This window comes from Maribacter sp. HTCC2170 (assembly GCF_000153165.2).
Taxonomy (GTDB): domain Bacteria; phylum Bacteroidota; class Bacteroidia; order Flavobacteriales; family Flavobacteriaceae; genus Maribacter_A.
Genome location: NC_014472.1, coordinates 1,992,914 through 2,018,866, shown reverse-complemented (window position 1 = coordinate 2,018,866; position 25,953 = coordinate 1,992,914). Strand labels below are relative to the sequence as shown.

The following is a 25,953-nucleotide window of genomic DNA, read 5'->3' as shown; positions in this document are numbered from 1 at the left end:
TCTTAATTGTTTATATTAAATACTGGTAGTCCTTGGTAAAAATCGAGAGTGCTTTTATTAACTTCTGCACTTAAACGCACTTGTAAGTTCTCATTTTGAGCGGTAGCGAACAATGTTTTGGCCTGGACCAACTCCAATGCACTTATCAATCCTTTTTCGTATCGCTTTTGGGCAATTGTAAATGCCAATTGCTGTGATTGTACTTTCATATTGCTCTGGGTCGTTTCAACCTCGAGTGAATTCCTCTCCTGCACCAACTGTTGAATGGTCTTATAGAGTTCTTGTTCCTGAATTTGCAGGTTGTTCTTTTCTCTTAATAAAGCTATTTTTTGCTGTTTAACCCTTGAGCGGTTTGACCATTTGTCACTTATGGGAACATTAAGCGAAAAACCAATATACCTAGAAGTGTTGTCTTTTATCTGTGTTCTAAAAGGAATTATATTGTTCATATCATCCGTATTGGTCTCAAAATAACCGGTGCCATATCCTGCCGCGAAGGACAATGAAGGATAAAGATTTCCTCTTGCAACTGCAACGTTCTTTTTTGCAGCCTTAGTCCTTAATTCTTGAGCCTTTATTACCGGAATAAAATCTATTGCATTATTAAAAATGGAATCTTGGTCCAAACTTTTTGATGCAACTTCAGTATAGTCAATACTATCCAATACTGGCCGTAATTCTATTGTCGAGACCCCTTCAAGGTTCATTTCCTGAATTAGACTAATACGCGAGGCTTGTAGATTGTTATCATTTTGAGTTACAGTCAAGATATCAGAAAGCAATAATGATTCGGCTTCATTTAAATCTGCCCCAGCTTTGAGCCCTAGTTCAACTTGTCTATTGACAAGATTATAATTGGTTTGAGAAATCTCTTTTTGCTCTTTGGAATTTGCAAGCAATCCCTCAAAAAATTTAATTTCATAATAAGCTGACATCACCCTAAACGCCAATAAATACTTCTGTTGTTCAACATCTTCCTTGGCCGCCTTATGCAAGAACTTGGAAACCTTAATAGTATTTATTTTTTGAAAACCTCGAAATAAATCGATTGTTGAATTCAATGAATAGTTGTTCGAGAAGAAATCAGTGTTCACATAACCTCCTGTATTTGGGTCCTCTGACCTTCCAAAGCTTTTATTATATCCTGCAAAACCGCTTACACTTGGCAATAAATTGCGAATTGACTGACGATAGTTTTCTTTGTTGGATACCTCATTATATTCAAAATCCTTCAGATTTAAATTGTGTTCAAGGGCATAGGACACACATTCATCCAAAGACCAAGTGTCCTGAGCAATAAGTCCAGAACAGCTCATGGCAAATATTAGTAAAGTTGTTTTTATTTTATTATTCATGCTTAATTGAATGTGGCAAACTATATACTATTGTTGTGCCACAACTGCAATCATTTGTATATCAATACATTATCAACAGCGTCTACATTTATCACATAAATTAATGTAAAATTATTTTACAGATATTGTCCAATTTTTGGACACTTTCCCAGCCAAATAAATTTCAAATCGTAGATTTAACCATCCTTTTTATTTATTTAATTATGATTGATGCAAACATCTTAGTGATAGACGATAACAAAAGCGTGCTTAGCGCTCTGGAAATATTGTTACAGTTTGAATTTAAGAGTGTAAACACCATCTCGAACCCAAATCAGATTCCTTCTTATCCAGATTTTACAGCTTTGGATATCATACTACTGGATATGAATTTCTCTGCTGGAGTAAATACAGGTAATGAAGGGCTTTATTGGCTTCGGGAAATCAAAAAAAAAGCTCCTCATATTTCGGTAATAATGATGACCGCATATGGCGCTGTTGAGTTGGCAGTTGAAGCATTGAAGGAAGGTGCTTCCGATTTTATTTTAAAGCCTTGGAGCAACGAAAGACTAATTACCACGGTCAAAACAGCCTTTAACTTAAGAAAAGCCCAAAATGAAGTTAAACATTTAAGAAAAAAAGAGAGCAGTCTAAAACAGGTGATCAACCATAATAAAGAATATATCATTGGGAATTCCAAGACACTTAATTCAGTTCTCACTCTCGTCAGAAAAGTAGCAAAAACAAGTGTGAACGTATTAATTACTGGGGAAAACGGAACAGGCAAAGAACTCATTGCCCGTGAAGTGCATAATCTATCGCTTAGGGAAAACGAAGTTTTTATTCCTGTTGATATGGGTTCGATTTCTGAAAGCCTGTTTGAAAGTGAACTTTTCGGACATGTAAAAGGGTCATTTACCGATGCCAAAGGAGACCGTATTGGTAAATTTGAAGCGGCCAATGGAGGTACATTATTTTTGGACGAAATAGGAAACTTGTCACTGCAGACACAGGCCAAACTTTTATCGGCAATCCAGAACAAAGAAATTGTAAAGGTTGGCTCAAACAAAACCATACCCGTTGATATTCGTTTGATCTGCGCAACCAATTGTAATTTAGAAAAAATGGTTGCTGACGGACTTTTTCGTGAAGATCTTCTTTACCGTATAAACACCATAAGTATTGAGGTTCCTCCACTCAGGGAACGGGACGGGGATATTTTGGTGCTTTCAGATTTTTTCTTGAAGAAATTTACATCTAAATATGGAAAACCCCAATTGAAAATAAATCAAAAAGCAGAAGAAAAACTAAACTCTTATGGGTGGCCCGGTAACATTAGAGAATTATTACATGCGATTGAGCGTGCTGTTATTCTATCTGAAGGAAATATTTTATCCCCAGACGATTTTATTTTAAATACAAACACAACAATCTCTTTACAAAAAGGACCTAATACATTGGGTGAAATGGAGCAATTGATGATTGCAAACGCTCTTAACAAAAACAATGGTAATTACAGTGCGGCCGCTGAGCAATTAGGTATATCAAGACAAACCTTATACAATAAAATTAAAAAAGAGAACAAGTAATATGGTTAGTAGAAATATTTACTTCCAGTTAATTCTGAGGATCGTTTTGATTACCGCTACTGCCATTGCAATGGCTTTCTTCTTTTTTAAATCTGAGTATTTGGCTACTTCTTTATTCTTGGTGTTATTGGTTTTGCAAACCATTTTTGTGATTCAATACATTAACCAAACCAACAGAAAAATAGCTTACTTTTTTGATGCCATTAAAAACGAGGATTTCACTTTACGATTTCCTGAAAAACTGAGTGTTAAATCTTTAGAGGAATTGAATCATAGCTTGAATATGTTGAATAGTATGATTCAAGATATTCATCTTAAAAAGCAGGCCCAGGAACAATATTACCAAGAAATTTTACGGCAAGCAGATATGGGTGTTTTTACCATTAATCCCAAAGGACACATTCTCTATGCCAATCCCACGGTTCAAAACCTTCTCAATTATTACCCACTAAATCACATAAAACAACTAACACAAGTAGATAAGGGACTTTACGCATTATTTGAGAATATAGAACCTTTTGAAAATACCGTTTTTGAGCTTAGTAATGAACGTGAAAAAAAACTATTATCTATTAAATGTACTTCACTAAGCATTGAAGACAGTCGCCTTTTGCTGGTAATAGTTCATGATATTCATAAAGAACTCGATGAAAAGGAAACCGATTCATGGGTAAAATTAATTCGAGTTCTCACCCATGAGATCATGAATACGATTACTCCAATAACATCAATATCAGAATCCATTCTTAAATATTTTAGAAAAGGTGATTCCATAATTCCCTTTACCTCATTTGAAGAACATGAAATAAAGAACACAGTCAAAGGGTTGGAAGTAATTAAAGACCAAGGAAAAGATTTAATGAGTTTTGTTCAATCATATCGTAAATTCTTGAGTATACCGGAACCTGATAAGGAATTGATATCTGCTCACAAGCTGCTCGAGAAAATACGCTTACTATTGAAATCAGATGCCGACCATACCAACCTTAAAATCGAAACAATTGTTGACCCCATAGAATTAGAATTATTCATTGATGAAAAGCAGATTACCCAAGTACTTTTGAATTTGGGCAAAAATGCCAAACAGTCATTGGCAAATCAAGAAAATGGAACGATTAGATTTGTGGCCGCGATCAATAAAAAAGGAGGAAAAATTATCCAAGTTTTCGACAATGGTCCAGGAATATCCCCAGATCTTATTGACGAAATTTTTGTGCCTTTTTTCACGACAAAAAATACCGGTACTGGTATAGGTTTAAGTCTTTCAAAACAAATTATGAGATTACATGGCGGTAGTATTCAGGTAATTTCGAAAGAGCACACCTTATTCACTTTAAATTTTTCTTAATACTTATATGAGTACGTTATTGTAACTCCTTCCATGGGTCCCAGAAATGTTTGTCAAAATCGATGATTTGATTTTCGACAACCTCAATTCCTTCACTTTCCAATAGTTGTTGCATAAGGTTTGTTCCATCAAAATGATGTTTCCCGGTCAGTAAACCTATTTTGTTTACCACACGATGCGCTGGAACATCGGGTAAATTTCCAGCCCCGTTCATGGCCCAGCCAACCATTCTTGCGCTTCTTGCCGCTCCTAAATATTTGGCAATTGCACCATAGGAAGTGACCCTCCCATACGGGATGAGTTTTGCAACCTCATAAACTTTTTGAAAAAAATTTTTGTTCTCCTCTTTCATCAATTGAAAATCCTATAAAGGGTTATTCCTAAAAGAACCAGCATTAAAACGCTTAATATATAGTTGGAGTTTTTGGAAAATCTATCGGTTCTATGTTCCAACTTATTAAAGTAAATGGTGTACATATAGAGAACAGAAAAAGTGCCGCAACCTGCTGCGAGCACGAATATTACAATATCCCATGCTTCAAATTTAATCCACCCAGAAGCATTCCACATAATGTTAAGACCACTATAATAAGGGATGGTTAGTAGATTTAGGGCGGCCAGAAACAATCCCTTGTAAAAACTATTTCTTTTGCTAATGTTCACGGTTTTCACCACTTTTTTACGATTGTTTCTCGCTGCTAAAAAGAAATAAACCGCTAAAGAGGCAAACACCAATACTGCAATCTTCAATAAGACCTCAACAATCTCAGGATTATTATTTAAATACTTGGATATATAAACAGCGATCACCGCTTGAAGCATAATCATGGTAGACACCCCCAAACTGAAGATTATACCATTTAATTTTCCTTTTTCAACGCTCGTCTTTGCGGCATTCATATTTAAAAGCCCTGGCGGAACAGTGGCCATAAAGGCTGCCGAAAAGGTGGCGAAAAAAAGAATGAGCGGGTGTTCCATGTTTTAGTTCAGTCTAAACTTTATATAGGTAATTGGTTTTCCTTTATCAAGATACTGTTTTTCATAGAAAGTTTGAATTGAAAGTACTTCTTTTGGACTACCTTCATTTTTATATACATCATGATTGGCATATATAACCTCCCTTTCTGAACCATGCAGTAACCCTAACGTATAACCGTGCATAAACTCACTGTCGGTTTTCAAATGAACCAAACCGCTATCATTTAGAATCTGCTCATATTTATTTAGAAATACCTCATTGGTCATTCGATGCTTTGTCCGCTTATATTTTATTTGGGGATCGGGAAATGTTATCCAGATTTCAGATATTTCATTTTCTTCAAATATTTCGTCCACTAACTCAATTTGTGTTCTTAAAAAAGCCACATTATTCAGTTCTTCTTCTATACCCGTTTTGGCCCCACGCCATAACCGAGCTCCTTTTATGTCTAAACCTATGTAGTTTTTATCAGGATTTAATCGCGCTAGACCAACTGTATATTCCCCTTTACCACAACCTAATTCAAGAACGATGGGGTTTTCATTTCCAAAATGCTCTGCCCATTTACCTTTTAAGGCAAAAGTACCATTCTCGATTTCCTGTCTTGCAGGTTGCACCACATTTTTGAAGGTGGCATTCTCATTAAATCTTTTTAATTTGTTTTTACTTCCCACGAAAAGCAGTTTATTTTTTTCGTGGCAAAGCTAGTAAAATCTTATCTGGTAAGGCTAAACTGCTCATCGTTATGAACATTTGTTTTTTCAAGTGTGAAAGAAAACTCCGATCCAACACCTTCGGCACTTTCAACATAGATCTTTTCATCATGGGCCTCAATGATATGTTTTACAATCGCTAAACCCAAACCTGAACCACCCTCGTTTCGGCTACCACTTTTGTCAACCCTATAAAAACGTTCAAAAAGACGTGGAATATGCTGTTCTGATATACCCTCACCGTTATCTGTTACGCGCACAATAACCTTGTTCTTGATTAAATTCTCCACACTGATCTCTGTAGTACCATTTTCCTGCCCATATTTAATGGAATTCACCAGTAAATTGGTAAGTACCTGCTGAATTTTTTCTCGATCTGCATATACAGGGACAGAATCTGCATAATCCATATCAAAAGTGAGTGTGATTTTCTTTTTATTGGCCTTCATTTCCAAGAGGTCAAAAACATTTTGAATCAACTCAATAATATCAAATTCAACTAACTCCAAATTCAAATCACCTACCTCAAGTTTTGTTATCATATCGAGGTCACGAACAATATAAATTAGTCGCTCAACACCTTTATTGGCTCGCTGCAAATATTTTTTGCGAATGTTCTTGTCGTCCATGGCGCCATCCAATAAAGTCAAGATATAACCTTGCACAGTAAAAAGTGGTGTTTTGAGCTCATGAGAAACATTTCCAAGAAAATCTTTCCTATACTCCTCACGGATTTTTAAAGTATCAATCTCAATTTTTTTATCATGGGCAAATTTTTCAATTTCCTCTGTAAGTGTTTTCATGTCTGTTGTCACCGGTCCCGAAGTAAGGTTTTTTGACTCCAGCAATGCAACGTCATCATATATTTTTTTTATCCTTCGATAAATAAAATTCTCGATTCTTATTTGAAGTACAACAAAGGAAAGTAAGAAAACCGTAAGTGTGAATATGCCGATTAATGGCCAATTAATCGTATCAAAAACCCATAATAAAGATAAAAGAATCAATGAGGAGATCAACGTAATCAATATCGCTGACCTAAAGGCGAACCTATATGATTTTTTTAATCGAATGGCCACTATAAAACAAATTTATAGCCTACACCTTTGACCGTCTTAAAATGGTCATCACCAATTTTTTCGCGCAATTTTCTAATATGAACATCTATTGTTCTACCGCCAACAACGACCTCGTTACCCCAAACCTTGTCTAGAATGACCTCTCTTTTAAAAACCTTATTTGGTTTTGACGTAAGTAGAGACAAAAGTTCAAACTCTTTTCTAGGAAGTATAATTTCTGTACCATCATTAATGATTTTATACTCCTCTCGATTGATTACGATATTACCTACACTAACAATATCATCATTGGAATTTGAATCTTTTCTAAATCGCCGTAATAAGGCTTTAACCTTACTAACAAGAACCTTAGGTTTTATTGGCTTTGTAATATAATCATCTGCTCCTGCCTCAAAACCAGCAACTTGCGAATAATCTTCACCGCGCGCTGTCAAAAAAGTAATAATAGTATCCTCTAGCCCCACGGTCTTTCGAATTATTTCACAGGCCTCAATGCCATCCATCTCTGGCATCATAACGTCCAGAATAATTAAATGAGGCTGTTTTTTCTTTGCCTTTGCTACACCTTCAACACCATTATTAGCTGTAAATACTTGGTAACCTTCCGAAGAGAGGTTATAGCTAACGATTTCCAAAATATCTGGTTCATCATCAACCAAAAGTATTTTTATATCCTTCTTTTTCATCACTAAATACTATTCTTAAACATCGTAAAAGTAAATATAACACTATTAGGACTAAACCTTTGGAAATCACCTTAAATGGTAACATTAACATAACACGAAGTACACAAATTCCTAACAAACAAGAGTCTATGAATTTATCAGGTGTGCATTTCATCGATCTTTCTGCGAATGAAGAGAAAGCACCTACAATCGGAAGGTAAAATTATTATATTTGCGGTATGCTTTTTGCAACCCAATTTATATGAAGAAATTTTACTCTATTTTTCTTTTTCTTTTTATCTCGCTGAGCTACGCACAGGATGCGAAGCCAAATGGGGATATTGAGGGGTTTAAACTGTACCCAAATCCTGTTACAAATGGGCAAAGTTTTCATAATGACGGCCGATAAAGCACCCAAGAAAATCTTAATTTTTGATGTTTTAGGTACTCAGGTAATGCAAACAACACTTCTTCGTGAAGAATTGAATGTTTCTGAATTGGATGCTGGAGTATACGTTCTTCGTGTCTATGAAAAAAACAAAATTGCAACCAGGAAGCTGATTATTAAGTAGTTATTTTTCCTTTTTCATTCAAGATTTTGATAGTATTTACTTCGTTTATTTGCCAAAAATATCGATGAACTGCACATACAAAATCATTTACCTACATTTTAACGAATTTCACAACATTTTCATCCCATAAATACCCTCTTTCTTTATCTTTACTTTGTTGATCCCAAATCAATACAAATGAAAAAAATCTACTTTGCCCTACTTATGGTGTTTTCTTTTGCCCTTTCTGCGCAAGAACCAGTGGATTTTAATAATCCTCGAAAAGAAGAAATTTCCGGATTCAAACTCTATCCAAATCCAGCATTCGATGATGTGGTTTATATTACCACTGAAAAAAATGCCCGTAAAGTGGTAACTGTCTATGACGTTTTTGGAGAAATAGTACTTACCGATCGCATCTTGAACAGATCTTTAAATATATCAAGGCTAGTCCCAGGGGTATATGTATTGCAAGTAACAGAAGATAGTAAGACCATTACCCGCAAATTGGTGGTAAAATAATAAAGACACTAGAATCTAACATTTCATCATATCATTACCTTTGTGCTGACCAAGCTAATGATAGATCCTCATAAAATATTTGATATTTCTACAACAGAAGAATTTAAATCCATAGCAATGGATGTCTTCAGGTTTCAAATAGACAATAATCCAATTTATACCGATTTTTGCAATCTACTGGGAAGGACAAAATCAAACGTAACACAATTAAAAGAAGTTCCCTTTTTACCTATCGAATTCTTCAAGTCAAAAAAAATCGTTGTAACAACTGATATTGAGCAGGCCATCTTTTCAAGCAGCGGTACTACTGGACAAGTTACCAGTAAACATTACATAACTGATTTAAAGCTGTATCAAGAAAGTTATTTGCAAGGGTTTCATCATTTTTATGGCGACATTTCCGATTACTGCATTTTGGCTCTTTTGCCATCATACTTAGAACGCGGTGGGTCTTCTTTGGTATACATGGTTGATGATCTGATTAAAAAAAGCTCGCATCCTGAAAGTGGCTTTTATCTAGACGAAATTGATGTTCTTTCTGAGAAATTGGTAAAACTTGATTCCGAGGGCCAAAAGGCTATTCTCATTGGTGTTTCATATGCCCTATTGGATATGGTTGAAAAAAATCAACTAAAACTGAAGAACACCATAATCATGGAAACCGGTGGAATGAAAGGCCGGAGAAAAGAAATGATTCGAGAAGAATTACATGAAATTCTTCAAAAAGGATTTGGTGTTGAAACCATTCATTCCGAATATGGAATGACAGAACTACTTTCCCAAGCCTACTCCAATGGAAATGGAATATTTAGAACTCCATCTTGGATGGAAATCTTAATACGGGACACGGAGGATCCCCTAACTTTTCAAAATTATGGAAAAAGTGGAGGGGTAAATGTCATTGACCTTGCCAATATAAATTCATGTTCATTTATCGCAACCCAGGATTTGGGTAAAAAATACAAAGACGGGAGCTTTGAAGTCTTAGGACGTTTTGACCATTCTGACATTCGAGGTTGTAATCTCATGGTATTATAGACTACTCTACCACTAAAACAAAATAATTTCTTCTGCCTTTTTGCAAAAGCACAAATCTGTCGTTGATCAAATCGGTTGAGGTAATCATATAATCGTCTTTGACCTTCTCTTTATTCACAGATATTGAATTCTGCTTTAATTCTCTTCTTGCCTCCCCATTAGAGCTTAAAAACCCAGTTTTTGCAGCCAACGCACCTATCATATCCAAACCACTCTCCAATTCAGATTTCGAAATATTAGCTTGGGGAACACCATCAAAAACATCTAAAAATGTTTTTTCATCCAGCGTTTTTAAATCTTCAGAGGTCGATCTTCCGAACAATATGTTACTTGCTTTTTTTGCATTGTCCAAATCTTCTTGAGAATGAACCATGACCGTAATTTCATCAGCTAATCTTTTTTGCAAGACCCTTAAGTGTGGCGATTCTTGATGTTCTGAAATTAAACCATCAATCTCTTCCTTGGTAAGAAATGTGAATATTTTTATATACTTCTCTGCATCTGTATCAGAGGTGTTCAGCCAATATTGATAAAATTTATAAGGAGAAGTTCTATGAGCATCCAACCAAACATTACCACCCTCGGTTTTTCCAAACTTAGTGCCATCCGCTTTGGTGATCAGAGGACATGTTAAGGCATAACCTTTACCCCCACCAATTCTACGAATAAGTTCTGTACCTGTGGTAATATTTCCCCACTGATCACTACCTCCCATTTGCAGGGTACAATTATTGTTTTGGTATAAATGGAGAAAATCGTATCCCTGAACTAATTGATAGGTAAACTCGGTAAATGACATTCCATCTTTAGACTCAGCTGACAACCTCTTTTTCACAGAGTCTTTCGCCATCATATAATTCACGGTTATATGCTTTCCGATATCCCTAATAAAATCCAAAAACGAAAAATCTTTCATCCAGTCATAGTTATTGACTAAAATAGCGGCATTTTCATCTTCACTATCAAAATCTAAAAACCGACTTAACTGTGCCCGCAGGGCTTCTTGATTTAAACGAAGTGTAGCTTCATCCAATAAATTTCGTTCTTCAGATTTGCCAGAGGGATCACCAATCATACCTGTGGCTCCACCCAACAAAGCGTATGGTTTGTGCCCTGCCAATTGAAAATGACGCAACATCATTACACCCACCAAGTGCCCAATATGCAATGAGTCTGCTGTTGGATCAATACCAACATAAGCCGATTGCATTCCTGTCATTAGGTGTTCTTCTGTGCCTGGCATGGCATCATGTAACATTCCCCTCCACTTTAACTCTTCGACGAAATTTGTGCGCATTCTTTGTATTATTTGGTAATAGCTGCAAATATAAAAGGAATTACATTGCCTTTCCCTATTTGAAAATGGTTTTATTAGCTGTCATTTCCCTAAATTTGAAACATGATTTTGGTTACAGGTGGTACGGGATTGGTTGGGGCGCATCTTTTGCTGAATCTTGTGCAAAACAACAACGTTGTGAGGGCAATTCATAGATTCCAAAGCAATTTAGAACAGGTTGAAAAAATCTTTTCCTATTATACTGAAAATGCTTCTGACCTCTTCAACAAAATTGAATGGTTCCAAGCAGATATTAATGATATCCCGGCGATGGAAATCGCATTCAAAGATGTAGATTATGTTTACCATTCAGCAGCGTTGATTTCATTTGACCCAAACGACTATCGAGAATTAAAAAAAATCAACGCTATTGGAACGGCCAATATTGTAAACTTATGCTTGTCAAACAAAGTAAAAAAGCTCTGCTATGTAAGTACAATCGGTGCCATTGGCAAAAGCACCAATGATCAAGAGGCCACTGAGGAAAACGAGTGGAACGGTCAGGAAGTAAATGTTTATGCCCTTACAAAACATAGGGCCGAAATGGAAGTTTGGCGCGGATCTCAGGAAGGGTTGGTCACCGTCATTATTAACCCTGGCGTAATCATTGGCCCTGGATTCTGGAATAGTGGTAGTGGAAAATTCTTTACAACAGCGAACAAAGAATATAGTTTTTATCCTCCTGGAGGCACAGGATTTATCACCGTAGGTGACGTTGTTAAAATGATGAAGAGACTTATGGATTCAGATATTACCAATCAAAGGTTCATTGCAGTTTCAGAAAATCTTACCTTCCAAGATATACTAACAAGAATATCTAAAGAATTAGGGAGAAAAGGGCCTACCAAAGAATTGAAAATTTGGCAGTTGAAAATAGCCCGAAGCTTTGACTACTTAAAACATCTAGTTCTAAAGAGCAAAAGAAAAATTACGAAAAAGACCATTCATTCTCTGGTACATCGCGATATCTATGATAATCAAAAGATCATTAATACGCTTGATTTTAAATTTGAAGATCTGGATAAGGTTATCACCCTAAGTTGTAAAAAATTTAAGGAAGATTATTCTTAGGCTTTTTTGATTTCGCTTTTTTTAAAGGGCTTTCCCTTAGTTTATCGCGCAATTCCATACTGTCCTTAAGTCTTTTTGCTTCAGACATTTGGTCTTTCTGCACGCTAATGCGTTTTTCAATTTCAATATATATGGCTTCATATTCATTGGGAAGAGAGGCATAGTACTTATCACTCGTTACAAATTGTAGGCTGTCTATCCCATATTTTGAAAAAATAAACTCGGTAGCTTCAATATTGTGGTCCTGTAATACTATAGCACTGGTATTTTTAGCCGAATTTAAAATGGTAAAGTCTTTAAGGATATTGATCATTTTTTCCTTAGGAATCAAATCTTCTGGCTTTTCCATTAGTTTCTCACCACATGAGTACATGAATACAAATAACAGAATATAAAGAACCTTTTTCATTACTATCTATTGAACGTTAATCGTTTTGCGTTTCTATTTGATGAAAAGCTACCGTTTTCATAAGCTAAATGACCATTTACGAATGTGTGCGACACTTTTGATTTGAACGTGCTTTCCTCAAAAGGTGACCAACCACATTTATAAGCAATGTTCTGTTTTGTAACCTTCCAGGGATTATTGGTGTTCACTAATACCAAATCTGCGTAAAACCCTTCTCGAACAAAACCTCTTTTCTTTATTTGAAACAGTTTTGCCGGGTTGTGACTCATCTTTTCCACGATTTTTTCTATCGTAATAACGCCCTCATGATACTTTTGCAACATTGCGGGTAATGCATGCTGCACCAAAGGTCCTCCAGAAGGGGCCTGTGTGTATACATTGTCTTTCTCCTCAATAGTATGAGGAGCATGATCCGTAGCGATAACATCAATGCGATCATCTAATAGTGCTTTCCAAAGTTCGCTTTTATCCTTGGCAGTTTTTACGGCGGGATTCCATTTTATGAGCGTCCCTTTTTCATCATAATCTTTATCGGAAAACCAAAGATGGTGAATACATACCTCAGCGGTAATTTTCTTTTGTTCTAATGGAATATCATTTCTAAACAGATCGGTTTCTATTCCCGTGGATAAATGGAAAACATGAAATCTAGCTCCCGTTTTTTTTGCCAAAGCAATAGCCTTGGATGAAGAAAGATAACAAGCTTCAGCACTTCTGATCAAGGGATGATATTTAACAGGAATAGCATCACCATACTGCTCTTTGTACTTTGCCAAATTGTTCTTTATGGTGGTCTCATCTTCACAATGGGCAGAAATCACCATTTCAGTATTTCTAAAGATCTTCTCAATCACATCCTCATCATCAACTAACATGTTTCCTGTAGAGGAACCTAAGAACAGTTTTACACCTGAGCAGGCATTTTTATCCAACCTTTTTAATTCCTCCAGGTTATCATTGGTTCCACCGAACAAAAAAGAATAATTCGCAAAAGAAGTTTCTGCTGCCCTCGCAAATTTATTTTCGAGTTTTTCGATAGTCGTAGTTTGAGGGTTGGTATTTGGCTGCTCCATAAAAGAAGTTATGCCGCCAGCGATGGCCGCCCTACTTTCTGATGCTATGTCTCCCTTATGAGTTAATCCCGGCTCCCTAAAATGAACCTGGTCATCGATTACGCCGGGCAATAAATAATTACCTTCGGCATTAATTACCTTGGCATTAGAATCACTAATATCCTTTTCAACCTTAATAATCAATTCGTCTTCGAGTAAAACATCGCTTTCAAATATTTTATTCTCATTGACCACTTTTGCATTTTTGATCAAAACTCTACCCATACTCAGAATTTATTTCTTTGAAAAATACTTTTTAGTTTCATTTTCATTACACCAAAAATGGCCTCACTTATTATAGAAGAACTCATTTTGGATTTACCTTTTACCCTATCACGGAAAATAATGGACACTTCCTCAATTTTATACTTTTTTAAATGGGCCCTGAATTTCATTTCAATTTGAAACGCATAACCGACAAAGCGAACTGAATCAAGGTTTATATTCTCTAGAACATGTCTTTTATAACAAACAAAGCCAGCTGTTGGGTCATGCACACGCATTCCCGTGATCATTTTAACGTAAAATGAAGCTCCATAAGAGAGCAGAACACGATACAAGGGCCAATCTACTACGTTAACCCCTTTTTTATACCGAGATCCAACGGCTACATCTGCACCATTTTCACAAGCCTTGTGCAATCGCAATAAGTCTGTAGGGTTATGGGAGAAATCAGCATCCATCTCAAAGATATAGTCATATTTCTTTGCAATGGCCCACTTGAATCCGTGAATATAAGCCGTTCCCAAACCAGATTTTTCCTTCCTCACTTCCAGAAACAATCTTTGGGGGAATTCTTTCTGGATTCCGATTACATGATCAGCAGTACCATCAGGAGAATTATCATCGACTATGAGCACGTGAAAATCTTTTTTCAGCTCAAAAACTGCCCTAATTATGGCGTCGATGTTTTCAATTTCGTTGTAGGTGGGAATAATGACTAAACTGCCTGACATAGACTTGATAGAATTTCAACAAAAATAGTGTTTTAATAGGTCTGGAAGAATATGATCCTGGTATTTATCATTTTTTTAAACCTTTCATTAAAAGGTATAATTCGTAATTTTGCGCCAATTAATAATTAGCAATGCCTTTGAAGTTACCCAGGTTATTTTTAATCCTTTTAGGTTCTATATTGGTCTTAAACCTTTTGCAAGCCAATTTCACTGAACTGATCTTTGATGAATCTTATTATTGGCACTATGCCAAGAATATGGCTTGGGGATATTTTGACCACCCCCCGATGGTTGCGTTTTTAATAAAGATCAGCAGTTTCTTTTTCAAAGGAGAATTGGGTGTTCGTTTTATGAGCTGTTTATTATCTGCCGGCACCTTTATTTTTTTATGGTTAGCCATAGATAATACAAATAAGGAAAAGTATGTGCCTCATTTTTTCACACTTGTGTTTTCAATGACACTGCTTAATGCCTATGGCTTTTTCACATTGCCAGACACCCCACTATTATTCTTCACTGCGTTGTTTCTTTTAGTCTACAAACATTTTTTAAAAGCACCATCAATTTTATTGGCGATTGGTTTGGGGCTAACCATGGCTGCCCTCATGTATAGTAAGTACCATGCTGTTTTGGTGATTTTCTTTGTGCTATTATCAAATTTGAAATTGGTTTTTAACAAATACGCTTGGGTTGCCGTAATCACATCACTACTATGTTACACACCGCATTTCATCTGGTTGTATGAGAATGATTTTGTTTCAATAAAATATCACCTTTTTGAAAGGCCTAACGCAGCTTATGACATTAATAAATACACTTTAGGTTTTCTGGTTAATCTAATTGCTATTTTCGGGCTTACATTCCCATTTATTTATTATTCATTGTTTAAGATTAGATCAAAAGGCCTCTTCACCAGAGCACTTTTATTTTTGACTTACGGCGTTTTGATATTCTTTTTCATCTCAAGTTTTAATAGAAGGGTACAGACGCAATGGATTATTGTAATTTCTATTCCTGTTGCCATTCTAGTTTTTAATTATATGATTGAGAATGACAATATTCGAAAATGGATTTATCGTCTGGGACTTATCAACATTGCAGTTATACTTTTTTTACGTCTGGGACTGATTTACGAACCAATTTTTCCCGTAATTTATGAGTCGCATGGTAATAAGGCATGGATGTCTGAGATACAATCCAAGGCGGGTGATAATCCAGTGGTTTTTGAAAATTCTTACCGCAATGCTCCAATGTATGCTTTTTATACCGGTAAGACCTCATTCTCCTTGAACAATATAAATTATAGGCAAAACCAATATACAATTGATGGTTCCGAAAAAAACGTTCAACACAAGAAAGTACTTTATGTTTCAAAATACATGAGCAATGGAGAATTTACTTTTCCAAAATTGAGTGGTACCGTTTATTATGGTCATTTCATGAATAATTTTGAATCTTTTAGAGGACTTAGGTGCTACCTTGATGAGGAAAATATACAACTGGAAGAAAAGAAGCTGGTAGCCAAAATACACAACCCTTATAAACAGGATATTGCCAAAAGTAAATTGAAATTTAGTATTGCTTATTTGAATGATTCCAAACAATTTAAAGAACTTGTTCCATTAGAATTGGTTTATATTGATGACAAATCGAAAACACTAAAAGCAAAAGACACTGCTCTTTTTTCATTTAACCTTCCAAAGGCAAAGAAATTAGAATCCCCAGCATACTTTAAAATTGTAATTTCAGAAAACGGATTGCGGCACGGGTTGAACAGCGAATCATTTAAACTAAACAAATAATGGAACCCATTCTCAGAAACATCGAAAACTATGATTGGGTTACCATCCTAATCTTCCTCAGCTTATTGTTTGTGGTATTGGCCAAAAGTGTTTTTTATACAAGGTTCCTTAATTTCATTATTCTTCCGTTTAACAACAAGTACATTTTTATGTACAACAAAAAAGAAAAGCTGATGAATTGGTTCAATCTGTTCTTCGGCCTGTTTCTTATTATAAATTTATCTTTATTCCTTTATTTAGCAAGAACTGTTCTGGTTGGTTCATCTGCGAATTCATCCATTTTTGTTTTTCCCGTGATCATTGGATCAATAATCCTCTTCTTAATTATCAAATTATCCCTACAAATGGGTAATAGTTTCATTTTTGGGACGCAGAAACTAATATCCGAGGTAATTTTCAAGAAATTGTCATATTTCAACTATAGCGGTTTGATCATGTTCGTGGCAAATGTTATGCTAACTTACATTTTCATGGGTTCAAAAGTTGTGGTATATGTAGCGATTATACTAATTCTTTTGGTTAATGTGATAGGTTGGATAACTGTTCTAAGGAATCATCAAAAATTCATTACTAGCAACTTTTTCTATTTTATTTTGTACCTTTGCGCTCTTGAAATTGCACCGTTTATCCTCATCGGAAGCTATCTAAAAGACTAGGATTTATGAAAATAAAGACGATTTTGGTATCGCAGCCTGAACCTAAAATGGAGAACTCTCCATATTCCAGACTAATTGACAAGGAAAAAGTAAAAGTTGACTTTAGACCATTCATTCATGTTGAAGGGGTTGATGCTAAAGCGGTTCGCCAACAAAAGATAGATTTACACAATTATACTGCGATTATTTTGACCAGTAGAAATGCGGTTGATCACTTCTTCAGAATTGCTGATGAAATGCGTTTCAAAGTACCTGACTCTATGAAGTATTTTTGTCAGTCTGAAGCGGTTGCTTATTACCTACAGAAATACGTGGTGTATCGCAAGCGTAAGATTTATGTTGGCAAAAGAAATTTTAATGACCTTGTTCCTTTATTTAAAAAATATAAAGAAGAGAAGTTTCTTTTACCGTCTGCAGACGTTCTAAAACAAGAAGTTCCTGAAAAATTAGATGAATTGGATGTTGAATGGACAAGAGGTATTTTCTATAAAACAGTGATCAGTGACCTTTCAGATTTAAGAGATGTTTATTATGATGTATTGGTCTTCTTTAGCCCTTCTGGTATAGAATCCTTACTAAAGAACTTTCCTGACTTTGAGCAAAATGACACGCGTATTGCAGTCTTCGGAAATTCTACGGTTGCAGCTGCTACCGGAGCAGGACTTCGAATAGATATTAAAGCCCCTACGCCCGACACACCGTCGATGACAATGGCGCTCCAAAAGTATATAACTACAATAAACAAGAAATAAAAATAAAAAAGCCCTGACGAAAACGTCAGGGCTTTTTTATTAGAAAGCGTATCGTTGTGGTCCGCCCCGCCTAATTTCCTCACTTGCAATTTCCTCGAATTTCTTAAAGTTCTCTCTAAAAGCATTGGACAACTTAAAGGCCGTCTTATAATAGGCCTCATCATCGTTCCAAGTAGTTCTAGGACTCAATACACTTGTCGGCACACCAGGACATTCTCGCGGTTGTGCAACACCAAATACTGAATGAATGTGGTAATTATCATAATTGTAAAGCCCTAAATCTCCATTTAAAGCAGCACTGATCATGGCCCTTGTATATTTTAGTTTCATACGGGTTCCCACACCATAAGGACCTCCGGTCCAACCCGTGTTAACCAACCAAACGTTTACACCAGCCTCTTGCATTTTTCTACTTAACATTTCGGCATACTTTGCTGGGTGTAATGGCATGAAAGGCGCTCCAAAACAGGCCGAAAATGATGGAATTGGCTCAACTACCCCTGCTTCGGTACCAGCTACCTTAGCTGTATACCCAGAAATAAAATGATAAGCTGCCTGTGCAGGCGTTAATTTAGATATCGGAGGTAAAACTCCGAACGCATCGGCAGTAAGAAAGAATATATTCTTTGGATTTTTCCCTATTGAAGGTCTTTGAACATTATCAATATGGTATAATGGATAGCTTACCCTTGTGTTTTGTGTAATAGAGGTGTCAGCAAAGTCTACCTCTCCATCCTCACCCATGATTACATTCTCAAGAAGTGCCCCTTTCTTAATTGCCCTGAATATATCAGGTTCATTTTCTTCAGAAAGGTTAATGACCTTGGCATAACATCCTCCCTCGAAATTGAATACCGCATTTTCATTATTCCAACCATGCTCATCATCACCTATTAATTTTCTATTGGGATCCGCTGATAAAGTAGTTTTTCCTGTTCCTGATAATCCAAAAAAGATAGCCGTATCACCATCCTTGCCCACATTGGCGGAGCAGTGCATTGGTAAGGTATTTTTGAATACAGGTAGAATAAAATTCAGAGCCGAAAAAATTCCTTTCTTGATTTCTCCTGTATAACCTGTACCACCTACTAAAGCAATCTTTTTGGTAAAGTTCAAGATTGCGAAGTTATGCTGGCGTGTTCCATCAATTGCCACATCAGCCATATAACCAGGCGCATTTACCACTGTCCATTCTGGTTCAAAATTCTTTAGTTCTTCATCAGAAGGCCTTATAAACATATTATAAACGAACATATTTGACCAGGGCAATTCATTTACCACTCGAATGTTCATTCTATAATTTGGGTCAGCACATGCATAACAGTCCCTAACATATAATTCCTTTCCATCTAAATAATCGAGTACTTTTTGATGTAGCTTATCAAACTTTTCTGGCTCAAAAGGTATGTTTATATCGCCCCACCAAATCTCATCTTTGGTTATTTCATCTTTTACAATAAAACGATCCATGGGTGATCTACCAGTGAATTCACCAGTATTAATAGCCAAAGCGCCTGAAGAAGCCTCTTTACCCAATCCTTTCTCTAAGGTTATATCATGTAATTTGGCCGGTGACATTTGATACAACATGTTGTCCAAATTCAATCCTTGCTTTTTTTCTGACATTGTTCTCGAATTTTTTCGAAATAATTAATCAATTGGATTTAAAAGTGCGCAAAATTATCATTTTTTTATTTTTGCCCACTAAAAATCATTGATTTATTAATTTTTTCTTTTAAAAACGCGAAAACTAAATATCAGCCAACCTAAAATCAAGAGAACACCACCCAAAGGCGTTAGGAGCGCAATTTTCTTGAAATCAAAAGAAGTTAAATCATTGGTAGCAAGAAGGTATATCGAAAATGAAAAAAGCTGTATTCCTGCCACTAAAAAATAAAAAATCAACGCTTTACTCTTATCGGATAGAAAGTTAGTATTTCCTAAAACCAATAATAACAAAGCATGATACATTTGGTACCTTACCCCAGTTTCAAATGTTTGTATTGCCTCAGCATCAACCAATTTTTCTAACCCATGGGCGCCAAAAGCACCTAGTATTACCGCAAGAACCCCAAATGCGATACCAGTGCCGAATATTGTTTTGTTCATAACTTAAGTAGTCTCTTTTTTTATAAATATAACAATTTGATACCTTAGTGCTCCGTTATAATCATGTAAAAGTAATTTAAGTAAATGTTGCGAAAAATACTTGTATTAGGTGCCGGTAAATCAACTTCTTATTTGTTGGACTATTTTTTGGAAAAGTCGGCCAATGAAAATCTACACCTCACTATTGGAGATATCAACCCAGATTCTATTCCCAAGGCAATCAAAGATCATACGAACTGCACCGTCATGCATTTAGACATATTAATTGACGAAGACCGAGAAAAAGCAATAAAAGGGAGTGACATTGTGGTTTCAATGCTACCTGCTCGTTTTCATATTAAAGTAGCTGAAGATTGCGTAAACCTGAAAAAGAATTTAGTTACCGCTTCATATGTAAGCGAAGAAATAAGAGCACTGGATAATAAAGTAAAAGATCAAGGTTTGGTCTTTATGAACGAGATAGGTCTTGACCCCGGAATCGATCATATGAGTGCCATGCAGATTATTGACCACATTCGTGCGCAAGGCGGTAAGATGCTTCTATTTGAGTCGTTCACTGGTGGTTTAGTGGCACCTGAAAGTGATGACAATCTATGGAACTACAAATTTACATGGAACCCCAGAAATGTGGTTCTTGCTGGCCAGGGAGGCGCAGCGAAATTTATTCAGGAGGGTTCTTACAAATTTATACCCTACCACAAATTGTTTAGGCGTACCGAGTTTTTCGAAATCGAAGGGTACGGTAAATTCGAAGGGTATGCAAATAGAGATTCATTAAACTATCGTGAAGCATACGGACTTCATGATGCGTTGACTTTATACAGAGGAACCATGCGTAGGGTTGGGTTCTCAAAAGCATGGAATATGTTCGTGCAATTGGGTATGACCGATGATAGTTACACGATTGAAAATTCAAAGGGAATGTCCTATCGAGAATTCACTAACATATTTCTACCTTATTCTCCTACTGATTCAGTCGAATTAAAATTGAGGCATTATTTGAAAATTGACCAAGACGATAGCAAATGGGAAATGTTGGCTGACCTTAATATTTTTGATGGTACTAAAACCATTAAAAAAGAAAATGCCACTCCTGCCCAAGTCCTACAACAAATTTTAGAGGATTGTTGGACACTTGATGAGGATGATAAGGACATGATCGTTATGTACCACAAATTTGGTTATGAACTGGATGGTAAAAAACTACAGATAGATGCCAATATGGTTGTCATTGGTGAGAATCACACCCATACCGCTATGGCAAAAACAGTTGGCTTACCAGTTGCCATTGCAACCTTATTAATTCTGAACAAGCAAATTACCACTCCTGGGGTTCAGATACCGATAACCAAAGAAATCTATGACCCCATTTTAGCCGAACTAAAGAACTATGGAATCGCTTTCAAAGAGTACGAAGTTCCTTATTTGGGGTACAATCCTGATTCTGTTGGTAATTAAATATTATCAAGGATTTCGTATTTTTACTTACATATTGAAATAGACCCATGAAATCTGACAACAAAAATGTAAAAATCGATGGGATTGACAAGAAAATCCTAAGGTTCTTAATGGAAGATGCCCGTAAACCTGTTTTGGAAATAGCCCGAAGCATAGGCATTTCTGGTGCAGCCATTCATCAACGTCTCCGTAAATTGGAGGCTTCAGGCTTATTGGCCGGATCCAAGTTCATCATAAACCCCAAGGTCATGGGCTATACGACCATGGCATATATAGGTATATATTTGGATAAGGCTATGAGTAATCCTGTTGCTGTAAAGCATTTAGAAAAAATACCCGAAGTTTTGGAATGCCATTATACCACTGGAAATTGGTCTATACTCATTAAAGTGCTTTGTAAAGACAATGAACATTTAATGCATGTACTGAACAAAGAAATTCAACAAATAGATGGAGTTTCACGCACAGAAACTTTTATTTCTCTAGATCAACAAATAGACCGACAGATTACGATATAATCAAATACAAAACGAAACCTTTTAAAGATTAATCCCGACCACCTAAAACCTGTAAGCCCCAATAGACCAAAGTAGCCAATGAGCCTATTGCAGCAACTAAATAAGTACGTGCTGCCCATTTCAAAGCATCTTCCGAACCTTTATACTCTTGTTGCGTCACTATGTTTTTTGCCTTCAGCCATGCTAGAGCACGATTACTCGCATCATACTCAACAGGAAGGGTTACAAAACTAAATAATGTAGCAAATCCCATCATAATCAATCCCGCAATGGCCACCCAATAACCGAAACCTACTCCCGCAGCAGCTCCCAATGCCAATCCGCCAAATACAATCCAAGTAGACATTCCTGAAGTAACACTTACTACAGGAACCAGCTTTGAACGTAAATTCAACCATTCATAGGCCTGTGCATGCTGTACGGCATGCCCACATTCATGTGCAGCTACAGCTGCTGCCGAAGCATTACGCTGCGAATAAACACCTTCGCTTAAGTTTACCGTTTTATTTTTTGGATTATAGTGATCTGATAGCATCCCAGGGGTAGAAACGACTTTTACATCCCGTATACCATGATCGGCCAACATTTTCTCAGCAATCTCAGCACCGCTCATTCCGTTGTTTAAATGTACTTTGGAATAATGCTTAAACTTACTTTTTAGCTTACTACTTACCAACCAGCTGACCAAAGCAATAGCTCCAATCAATATATAATATCCCATCATAATTTTTCTATTTTAATTTTATAAAAATACTAAAGAATCCCCTTTAATCGAGGTTAAGAATAAAACAAAAACCCCGCCAAATTTGGTGGGGTCTATTTTTATGACAAAATGTCTAAAACTATTTATGCTTTAACTTAAGAAAAACCATGAACAACACTAATACCAACGTTATTCCATTCGCTAAAATTACGGGCAGACTGTCAATATTGATTCCATATATTAACCACAAAGCAAGTCCCAAGGTCATTACAAGATACATGGTTAAAGAAATATCTTTTGCGGATTTTTCTTGCCACACTTTATAGACTTGTGGAATAAAGGCAAATGTTGTACAAGTAGCTGCGATTAACCCTAATAATTCAATCGTTTCCATTTTGTAAATCTATGCCTTTCAAAAGGAACAACTATCCCACGATATTAACAATCTTTCCAGGAACTACAATGATTTTCTTAGGTGTTCTACCCTGTAATTGCTGTTGGGTCTTTTCGTGGGCCATTACAGTCTCTTCTATTTCATCTTTGCCCATATCCAATGGCAACTCCAATGTAAATCTCATTTTACCATTAAATGAGATAGGGTATTGCTTGGTGCTTTCAACCAAATGACTCCCGTCAAATATTGGGAATGATACTGTCGCAATAGATTCATCATGCCCTAACTGCTCCCAAAGCTCCTCCGCAATGTGTGGCGCATAAGGTGATACCAATATGGCCAATGGCTCCAAAATAGCTCGGCTGGTACATTTTTGACTTATAAGCTCATTTACACAGATCATAAAAGTAGATACCGATGTATTAAAAGAGAAATTCTCAATATCTTCCTCTACCTTTTTTATGGTTTTGTGCAATGTTTTTAAATTGTCCTTCGTAGGTTCTGCATTGGTAAACTTGGCACCATTCTCATCAAAATATAAACGCCATAACTTTTTCAAGAACGAATGCGTTCCTGAAATCCCAGCAGTATTCCACGGTTTGGACTGCTCCAAAGGCCCCAAGAACATTTCATACAAACGTAAAGAGTCTGCCCCATAATCTTCACAAATACTATCCGGACTTACCACATTGTACTTGGATTTGGACATTTTTTCGACTTCTCTCCCAACAACGTATTTTCCATCTTCAAGAACAAACTCCGTTGCTTTATATTCTGGAAGCCACTTCTTGAATCCTTCAATATTTAATTCATCAGAAGTATTTATTAATGAAACATCTGCATGGATAGGTGTCACCTTTTTTCCTTCAATCAATCCTTTGGAAATCACATTCCCCGTTTCTTCTTCTCTATAAACAAAAGCACTGGTCCCGGTAATCATCCCTTGATTAATTAATTTTTTGGCAAACTCATCTTTTGGCACCAAACCTTTATCAAACATAAATTTTTGCCAAAAACGAGAGTACAGCAAATGCCCTGTGGCATGTTCACTACCGCCAATATATAAATCAACATCTTGCCAATAGTTTATGGCTTCCTTTGAAAATATATCATTCTCATTTCCAGAGTCCATATACCGGTTAAAATACTGCGAGCTGCCTGCCCAACCTGGCATAGTATTTAATTCCAACGGCCACACCGTGGCATTGTTTATCGCGCTGTTATGTACAACCTTATTAGTGTCAGTGTCCCATGCCCAAACCTCAGCATTCCCTAAGGGTGGTTCTCCTGTTTCAGTTGGTAAATATTTTTCAACCTCGGGCAATTCTATTGGCAAATGCTCGGCATTGATCATCTGCGGCATTCCGTCTACATAATACACAGGAAAAGGCTCTCCCCAATACCGTTGACGGCTAAAAACAGCATCACGCAAACGGTAATTAATCTTGCCCTCACCTTGTCCCAACTGCGCCAACTCATAAATGGCTCTTTTTACAGCCTTCGTATATTTTAATCCGTTTAAGAAATCAGAGTTTGTAATCACCGTAGTTGACTTATCAGCAAAAGCTTCTTCAGAAATATCAACTCCCTCAAATATGTTCGGGATGGAGATATTAAAATGCTTCGCAAAATCATAATCCCGTTGATCCCCACAAGGAACGGACATTACAGCTCCTGTTCCGTAGCCCGCCAGAACATAATCTCCAATCCAAATAGGAATGGGTTCTTTTGTAAACGGGTGTTCTGCATATGCACCCGTAAAAGCACCTGTTATCGTTTTTACATCGGCCATACGATCACGCTCAGAACGTTTTGCAGTTGCTTCAATATAAGCTTCAACTTCGGCCTTTTGCTCACCCGTTGTAATTTTCGAAACCAATTCATGCTCAGGAGCCAATGTCATAAAACTGACCCCAAAAATGGTATCTGGTCTTGTTGTGAAGACATCAATAATGGCATCATGACCATTAACATTGAATATTGCGGAAGCTCCTTCAGAACGACCAATCCAATTCGTTTGGGAATCTTTTAAGGGTTGTGGCCAATATATCTTATCCAAGCCATCTAACAAACGCTGTGCATAAGCAGTGATTCTCATACTCCATTGGGTCATTTTTTTACGAACTACAGGATGCCCACCTCGTTCGGAAACACCATTTACAATTTCGTCATTGGCCAATACGGTACCTAATGCAGGGCACCAATTCACCTCTGTTTCCGCCAAATAAGTCAAACGGTAGTGTAATAATATCTCTTGTTTTCTCTTATTTGAAAACGAATTCCAATCTTGGGCGGAAAAAGCATCAACGTTTTCATCGCAAACAGCATTAACCGTTGCATTTCCTTCCTTTTCAAAAATTGAAATCAATGTCTGAATATCTTCTGCCTTATCAGAATCCTTGTTATACCATGAATTGAACAGTTGAATAAAAACCCACTGTGTCCATTTGTAATACTTTGGATTAGACGTTCGCACCTCACGACTCCAATCAAAAGAGAACCCAATTTTATCTAATTGCTCCCTATATCTGTTAATATTAGTTTCTGTTGTAATTGCCGGATGTTGACCAGTTTGTATAGCATACTGCTCTGCTGGAAGCCCAAAAGAATCGTAACCCATTGGATGTAAAACATTGAAGCCTTTATGCCTTTTGTACCGTGCATAAATATCGCTGGCAATATACCCTAATGGGTGACCAACATGAAGTCCTGCACCTGATGGATAAGGGAACATGTCCAACACATAGAATTTTTCCTTTTCTGAATTATTCTCTGCTTTAAAAGTTTGATTTTTGGCCCAATATTTCTGCCATTTGGCCTCAATTTCGTTGAAATTGTACTGCATTTTGTCGCTTTCTT

General features: G+C 36.5%; 26 protein-coding genes. 11 read left to right on the top strand and 15 right to left on the bottom strand.

Annotation, left to right across the window (positions count from 1 at the left end; translation table 11 throughout):
* Nucleotides 1–2: 2 nt before the first annotated feature.
* Entirely contained in the window at nt 3–1,355 is a 1,353-nt protein-coding gene (locus FB2170_RS08960) for a TolC family protein (RefSeq protein ID WP_013306225.1), read from the bottom strand.
* Between the two features lie 203 nt (nt 1,356–1,558).
* Between FB2170_RS08960 and FB2170_RS08955 the strand changes: the two genes are divergently transcribed.
* Nucleotides 1,559–2,923 carry a sigma-54-dependent transcriptional regulator gene (locus tag FB2170_RS08955; RefSeq protein WP_013306224.1) on the top strand — a complete coding sequence of 455 codons (1,365 nt, stop codon included), beginning with the start codon at nt 1,559–1,561 and terminating at the stop codon, nt 2,921–2,923.
* Between the two features lies 1 nt (nt 2,924).
* A complete protein-coding gene (locus FB2170_RS08950) occupies nt 2,925–4,271 on the top strand; it encodes a sensor histidine kinase (RefSeq protein WP_013306223.1) in 1,347 nt (448 codons plus the stop codon).
* A 16-nt stretch (nt 4,272–4,287) separates the two neighbouring features.
* Here FB2170_RS08950 and FB2170_RS08945 read toward each other — a convergent pair whose 3' ends face one another.
* Genes FB2170_RS08945 through FB2170_RS08925 form a run of 5 tightly spaced genes read right to left on the bottom strand, consistent with a single transcriptional unit; the run spans nt 4,288 to nt 7,728 of the window.
* Entirely contained in the window at nt 4,288–4,623 is a 336-nt protein-coding gene (locus tag FB2170_RS08945; protein WP_013306222.1) for an MGMT family protein, read from the bottom strand.
* Nucleotides 4,623–5,249 (bottom strand): LysE family translocator, encoded by a 627-nt coding sequence (locus FB2170_RS08940; RefSeq protein ID WP_013306221.1) that lies wholly within the window; start codon nt 5,247–5,249, stop codon nt 4,623–4,625. The genes FB2170_RS08945 and FB2170_RS08940 overlap by 1 nt, the downstream gene beginning before the upstream one ends.
* 3 nt (nt 5,250–5,252) lie before the next feature.
* Nucleotides 5,253–5,924, bottom strand: coding sequence for a tRNA (guanosine(46)-N7)-methyltransferase TrmB (gene trmB, locus FB2170_RS08935; protein ID WP_013306220.1), 672 nt, complete (start codon nt 5,922–5,924; stop codon nt 5,253–5,255).
* A 41-nt stretch (nt 5,925–5,965) separates the two neighbouring features.
* The gene (locus tag FB2170_RS08930) at nt 5,966–7,042 is read right to left on the bottom strand and encodes a sensor histidine kinase (RefSeq protein ID WP_041632772.1); all 1,077 of its coding nucleotides are present in this window, start codon (nt 7,040–7,042) and stop codon (nt 5,966–5,968) included.
* Entirely contained in the window at nt 7,042–7,728 is a 687-nt protein-coding gene (locus tag FB2170_RS08925) for a response regulator transcription factor (protein ID WP_013306217.1), read from the bottom strand. The genes FB2170_RS08930 and FB2170_RS08925 overlap by 1 nt, the downstream gene beginning before the upstream one ends.
* Before the next feature lie 356 nt (nt 7,729–8,084).
* On the opposite strand from FB2170_RS08925, the gene FB2170_RS17650 reads away from it, so the two are divergent.
* From FB2170_RS17650 to FB2170_RS08910, 3 genes are all read left to right on the top strand, one after another.
* Nucleotides 8,085–8,279, top strand: a complete 195-nt coding sequence (locus tag FB2170_RS17650) for a T9SS type A sorting domain-containing protein (RefSeq protein WP_013306216.1) — start codon at nt 8,085–8,087, stop codon at nt 8,277–8,279.
* Nucleotides 8,280–8,456: 177 nt separating this feature from the next.
* Entirely contained in the window at nt 8,457–8,780 is a 324-nt protein-coding gene (locus tag FB2170_RS08915) for a T9SS type A sorting domain-containing protein (RefSeq protein ID WP_013306215.1), read from the top strand.
* A gap of 57 nt (nt 8,781–8,837) precedes the next feature.
* Nucleotides 8,838–9,818 (top strand): acyltransferase, encoded by a 981-nt coding sequence (locus tag FB2170_RS08910; RefSeq protein WP_013306214.1) that lies wholly within the window; start codon nt 8,838–8,840, stop codon nt 9,816–9,818.
* Nucleotide 9,819: 1 nt separating this feature from the next.
* Here FB2170_RS08910 and tyrS read toward each other — a convergent pair whose 3' ends face one another.
* Nucleotides 9,820–11,115, bottom strand: a complete 1,296-nt coding sequence (gene tyrS, locus FB2170_RS08905; RefSeq protein WP_041632771.1) for a tyrosine--tRNA ligase — start codon at nt 11,113–11,115, stop codon at nt 9,820–9,822.
* Between the two features lie 102 nt (nt 11,116–11,217).
* On the opposite strand from tyrS, the gene FB2170_RS08900 reads away from it, so the two are divergent.
* Complete coding sequence (locus FB2170_RS08900) at nt 11,218–12,225, top strand: NAD-dependent epimerase/dehydratase family protein (protein WP_013306212.1); 1,008 nt, start codon at nt 11,218–11,220, stop codon at nt 12,223–12,225.
* On the opposite strand, the gene FB2170_RS08895 is transcribed toward FB2170_RS08900, so the two are convergent.
* The 3 genes from FB2170_RS08895 to FB2170_RS08885 are packed head-to-tail and all read right to left on the bottom strand — an operon-like array spanning nt 12,206 to nt 14,702.
* Nucleotides 12,206–12,634 (bottom strand): DUF4296 domain-containing protein, encoded by a 429-nt coding sequence (locus FB2170_RS08895; RefSeq protein WP_013306211.1) that lies wholly within the window; start codon nt 12,632–12,634, stop codon nt 12,206–12,208. The genes FB2170_RS08900 and FB2170_RS08895 overlap by 20 nt on opposite strands.
* A gap of 2 nt (nt 12,635–12,636) precedes the next feature.
* Nucleotides 12,637–13,971: a dihydroorotase gene (locus FB2170_RS08890; RefSeq protein ID WP_013306210.1), complete on the bottom strand. Its 1,335-nt coding sequence runs from the start codon at nt 13,969–13,971 to the stop codon at nt 12,637–12,639.
* Between the two features lie 2 nt (nt 13,972–13,973).
* A complete protein-coding gene (locus FB2170_RS08885) occupies nt 13,974–14,702 on the bottom strand; it encodes a polyprenol monophosphomannose synthase (RefSeq protein WP_013306209.1) in 729 nt (242 codons plus the stop codon).
* A 131-nt stretch (nt 14,703–14,833) separates the two neighbouring features.
* Between FB2170_RS08885 and FB2170_RS08880 the strand changes: the two genes are divergently transcribed.
* From FB2170_RS08880 to FB2170_RS08870, 3 genes are read left to right on the top strand one after another with little or no spacing between them, the layout of a single operon-like run.
* Complete coding sequence (locus FB2170_RS08880; RefSeq protein ID WP_013306208.1) at nt 14,834–16,504, top strand: ArnT family glycosyltransferase; 1,671 nt, start codon at nt 14,834–14,836, stop codon at nt 16,502–16,504.
* On the top strand, nt 16,504–17,160 hold the full coding sequence (locus FB2170_RS08875; protein WP_013306207.1) for a DUF4271 domain-containing protein: 657 nt from the start codon (nt 16,504–16,506) through the stop codon (nt 17,158–17,160). The genes FB2170_RS08880 and FB2170_RS08875 overlap by 1 nt, the downstream gene beginning before the upstream one ends.
* 5 nt (nt 17,161–17,165) lie before the next feature.
* On the top strand, nt 17,166–17,912 hold the full coding sequence (locus FB2170_RS08870; RefSeq protein ID WP_013306206.1) for a uroporphyrinogen-III synthase: 747 nt from the start codon (nt 17,166–17,168) through the stop codon (nt 17,910–17,912).
* Nucleotides 17,913–17,951: 39 nt separating this feature from the next.
* On the opposite strand, the gene pckA is transcribed toward FB2170_RS08870, so the two are convergent.
* The gene (pckA, locus tag FB2170_RS08865) at nt 17,952–19,538 is read right to left on the bottom strand and encodes a phosphoenolpyruvate carboxykinase (ATP) (RefSeq protein WP_013306205.1); all 1,587 of its coding nucleotides are present in this window, start codon (nt 19,536–19,538) and stop codon (nt 17,952–17,954) included.
* A 96-nt stretch (nt 19,539–19,634) separates the two neighbouring features.
* Nucleotides 19,635–20,021, bottom strand: coding sequence for a DUF423 domain-containing protein (locus FB2170_RS08860; protein ID WP_013306204.1), 387 nt, complete (start codon nt 20,019–20,021; stop codon nt 19,635–19,637).
* A gap of 84 nt (nt 20,022–20,105) precedes the next feature.
* On the opposite strand from FB2170_RS08860, the gene FB2170_RS08855 reads away from it, so the two are divergent.
* Together FB2170_RS08855 and FB2170_RS08850 are read left to right on the top strand one after the other, a co-directional pair.
* On the top strand, nt 20,106–21,479 hold the full coding sequence (locus tag FB2170_RS08855; RefSeq protein WP_013306203.1) for a saccharopine dehydrogenase family protein: 1,374 nt from the start codon (nt 20,106–20,108) through the stop codon (nt 21,477–21,479).
* 47 nt (nt 21,480–21,526) lie between these two features.
* Nucleotides 21,527–21,997 (top strand): Lrp/AsnC ligand binding domain-containing protein, encoded by a 471-nt coding sequence (locus FB2170_RS08850; RefSeq protein WP_013306202.1) that lies wholly within the window; start codon nt 21,527–21,529, stop codon nt 21,995–21,997.
* 28 nt (nt 21,998–22,025) lie between these two features.
* On the opposite strand, the gene FB2170_RS08845 is transcribed toward FB2170_RS08850, so the two are convergent.
* The 3 genes from FB2170_RS08845 to leuS all read right to left on the bottom strand — a co-directional run bounded on the left by FB2170_RS08845 (nt 22,026) and on the right by leuS (nt 25,939).
* Entirely contained in the window at nt 22,026–22,721 is a 696-nt protein-coding gene (locus FB2170_RS08845; RefSeq protein ID WP_013306201.1) for a zinc metallopeptidase, read from the bottom strand.
* 118 nt (nt 22,722–22,839) lie between these two features.
* Nucleotides 22,840–23,094 carry a SemiSWEET transporter gene (locus FB2170_RS08840; protein ID WP_013306200.1) on the bottom strand — a complete coding sequence of 85 codons (255 nt, stop codon included), beginning with the start codon at nt 23,092–23,094 and terminating at the stop codon, nt 22,840–22,842.
* A 31-nt stretch (nt 23,095–23,125) separates the two neighbouring features.
* Nucleotides 23,126–25,939 carry a leucine--tRNA ligase gene (gene leuS / locus FB2170_RS08835; protein ID WP_013306199.1) on the bottom strand — a complete coding sequence of 938 codons (2,814 nt, stop codon included), beginning with the start codon at nt 25,937–25,939 and terminating at the stop codon, nt 23,126–23,128.
* Between the last annotated feature and the right edge of the window lie 14 nt (nt 25,940–25,953).

Coding starts and splice junctions, on each gene's coding strand:
- FB2170_RS08960 (WP_013306225.1), bottom strand. CDS start 1,355: ATGAATAATAAAATAAAAACAACTTTACTAATATTTGCCATGAGCTGT.
- FB2170_RS08955 (WP_013306224.1), top strand. CDS start 1,559: ATGATTGATGCAAACATCTTAGTGATAGACGATAACAAAAGCGTGCTT.
- FB2170_RS08950 (WP_013306223.1), top strand. CDS start 2,925: ATGGTTAGTAGAAATATTTACTTCCAGTTAATTCTGAGGATCGTTTTG.
- FB2170_RS08945 (WP_013306222.1), bottom strand. CDS start 4,623: ATGAAAGAGGAGAACAAAAATTTTTTTCAAAAAGTTTATGAGGTTGCA.
- FB2170_RS08940 (WP_013306221.1), bottom strand. CDS start 5,249: ATGGAACACCCGCTCATTCTTTTTTTCGCCACCTTTTCGGCAGCCTTT.
- FB2170_RS08925 (WP_013306217.1), bottom strand. CDS start 7,728: ATGAAAAAGAAGGATATAAAAATACTTTTGGTTGATGATGAACCAGAT.
- FB2170_RS17650 (WP_013306216.1), top strand. CDS start 8,085: ATGGGCAAAGTTTTCATAATGACGGCCGATAAAGCACCCAAGAAAATC.
- FB2170_RS08915 (WP_013306215.1), top strand. CDS start 8,457: ATGAAAAAAATCTACTTTGCCCTACTTATGGTGTTTTCTTTTGCCCTT.
- FB2170_RS08910 (WP_013306214.1), top strand. CDS start 8,838: ATGATAGATCCTCATAAAATATTTGATATTTCTACAACAGAAGAATTT.
- tyrS (WP_041632771.1), bottom strand. CDS start 11,115: ATGCGCACAAATTTCGTCGAAGAGTTAAAGTGGAGGGGAATGTTACAT.
- FB2170_RS08900 (WP_013306212.1), top strand. CDS start 11,218: ATGATTTTGGTTACAGGTGGTACGGGATTGGTTGGGGCGCATCTTTTG.
- FB2170_RS08895 (WP_013306211.1), bottom strand. CDS start 12,634: ATGAAAAAGGTTCTTTATATTCTGTTATTTGTATTCATGTACTCATGT.
- FB2170_RS08890 (WP_013306210.1), bottom strand. CDS start 13,971: ATGGGTAGAGTTTTGATCAAAAATGCAAAAGTGGTCAATGAGAATAAA.
- FB2170_RS08885 (WP_013306209.1), bottom strand. CDS start 14,702: ATGTCAGGCAGTTTAGTCATTATTCCCACCTACAACGAAATTGAAAAC.
- FB2170_RS08880 (WP_013306208.1), top strand. CDS start 14,834: ATGCCTTTGAAGTTACCCAGGTTATTTTTAATCCTTTTAGGTTCTATA.
- FB2170_RS08875 (WP_013306207.1), top strand. CDS start 16,504: ATGGAACCCATTCTCAGAAACATCGAAAACTATGATTGGGTTACCATC.
- FB2170_RS08870 (WP_013306206.1), top strand. CDS start 17,166: ATGAAAATAAAGACGATTTTGGTATCGCAGCCTGAACCTAAAATGGAG.
- pckA (WP_013306205.1), bottom strand. CDS start 19,538: ATGTCAGAAAAAAAGCAAGGATTGAATTTGGACAACATGTTGTATCAA.
- FB2170_RS08860 (WP_013306204.1), bottom strand. CDS start 20,021: ATGAACAAAACAATATTCGGCACTGGTATCGCATTTGGGGTTCTTGCG.
- FB2170_RS08855 (WP_013306203.1), top strand. CDS start 20,106: ATGTTGCGAAAAATACTTGTATTAGGTGCCGGTAAATCAACTTCTTAT.
- FB2170_RS08850 (WP_013306202.1), top strand. CDS start 21,527: ATGAAATCTGACAACAAAAATGTAAAAATCGATGGGATTGACAAGAAA.
- FB2170_RS08845 (WP_013306201.1), bottom strand. CDS start 22,721: ATGATGGGATATTATATATTGATTGGAGCTATTGCTTTGGTCAGCTGG.
- FB2170_RS08840 (WP_013306200.1), bottom strand. CDS start 23,094: ATGGAAACGATTGAATTATTAGGGTTAATCGCAGCTACTTGTACAACA.
- leuS (WP_013306199.1), bottom strand. CDS start 25,939: ATGCAGTACAATTTCAACGAAATTGAGGCCAAATGGCAGAAATATTGG.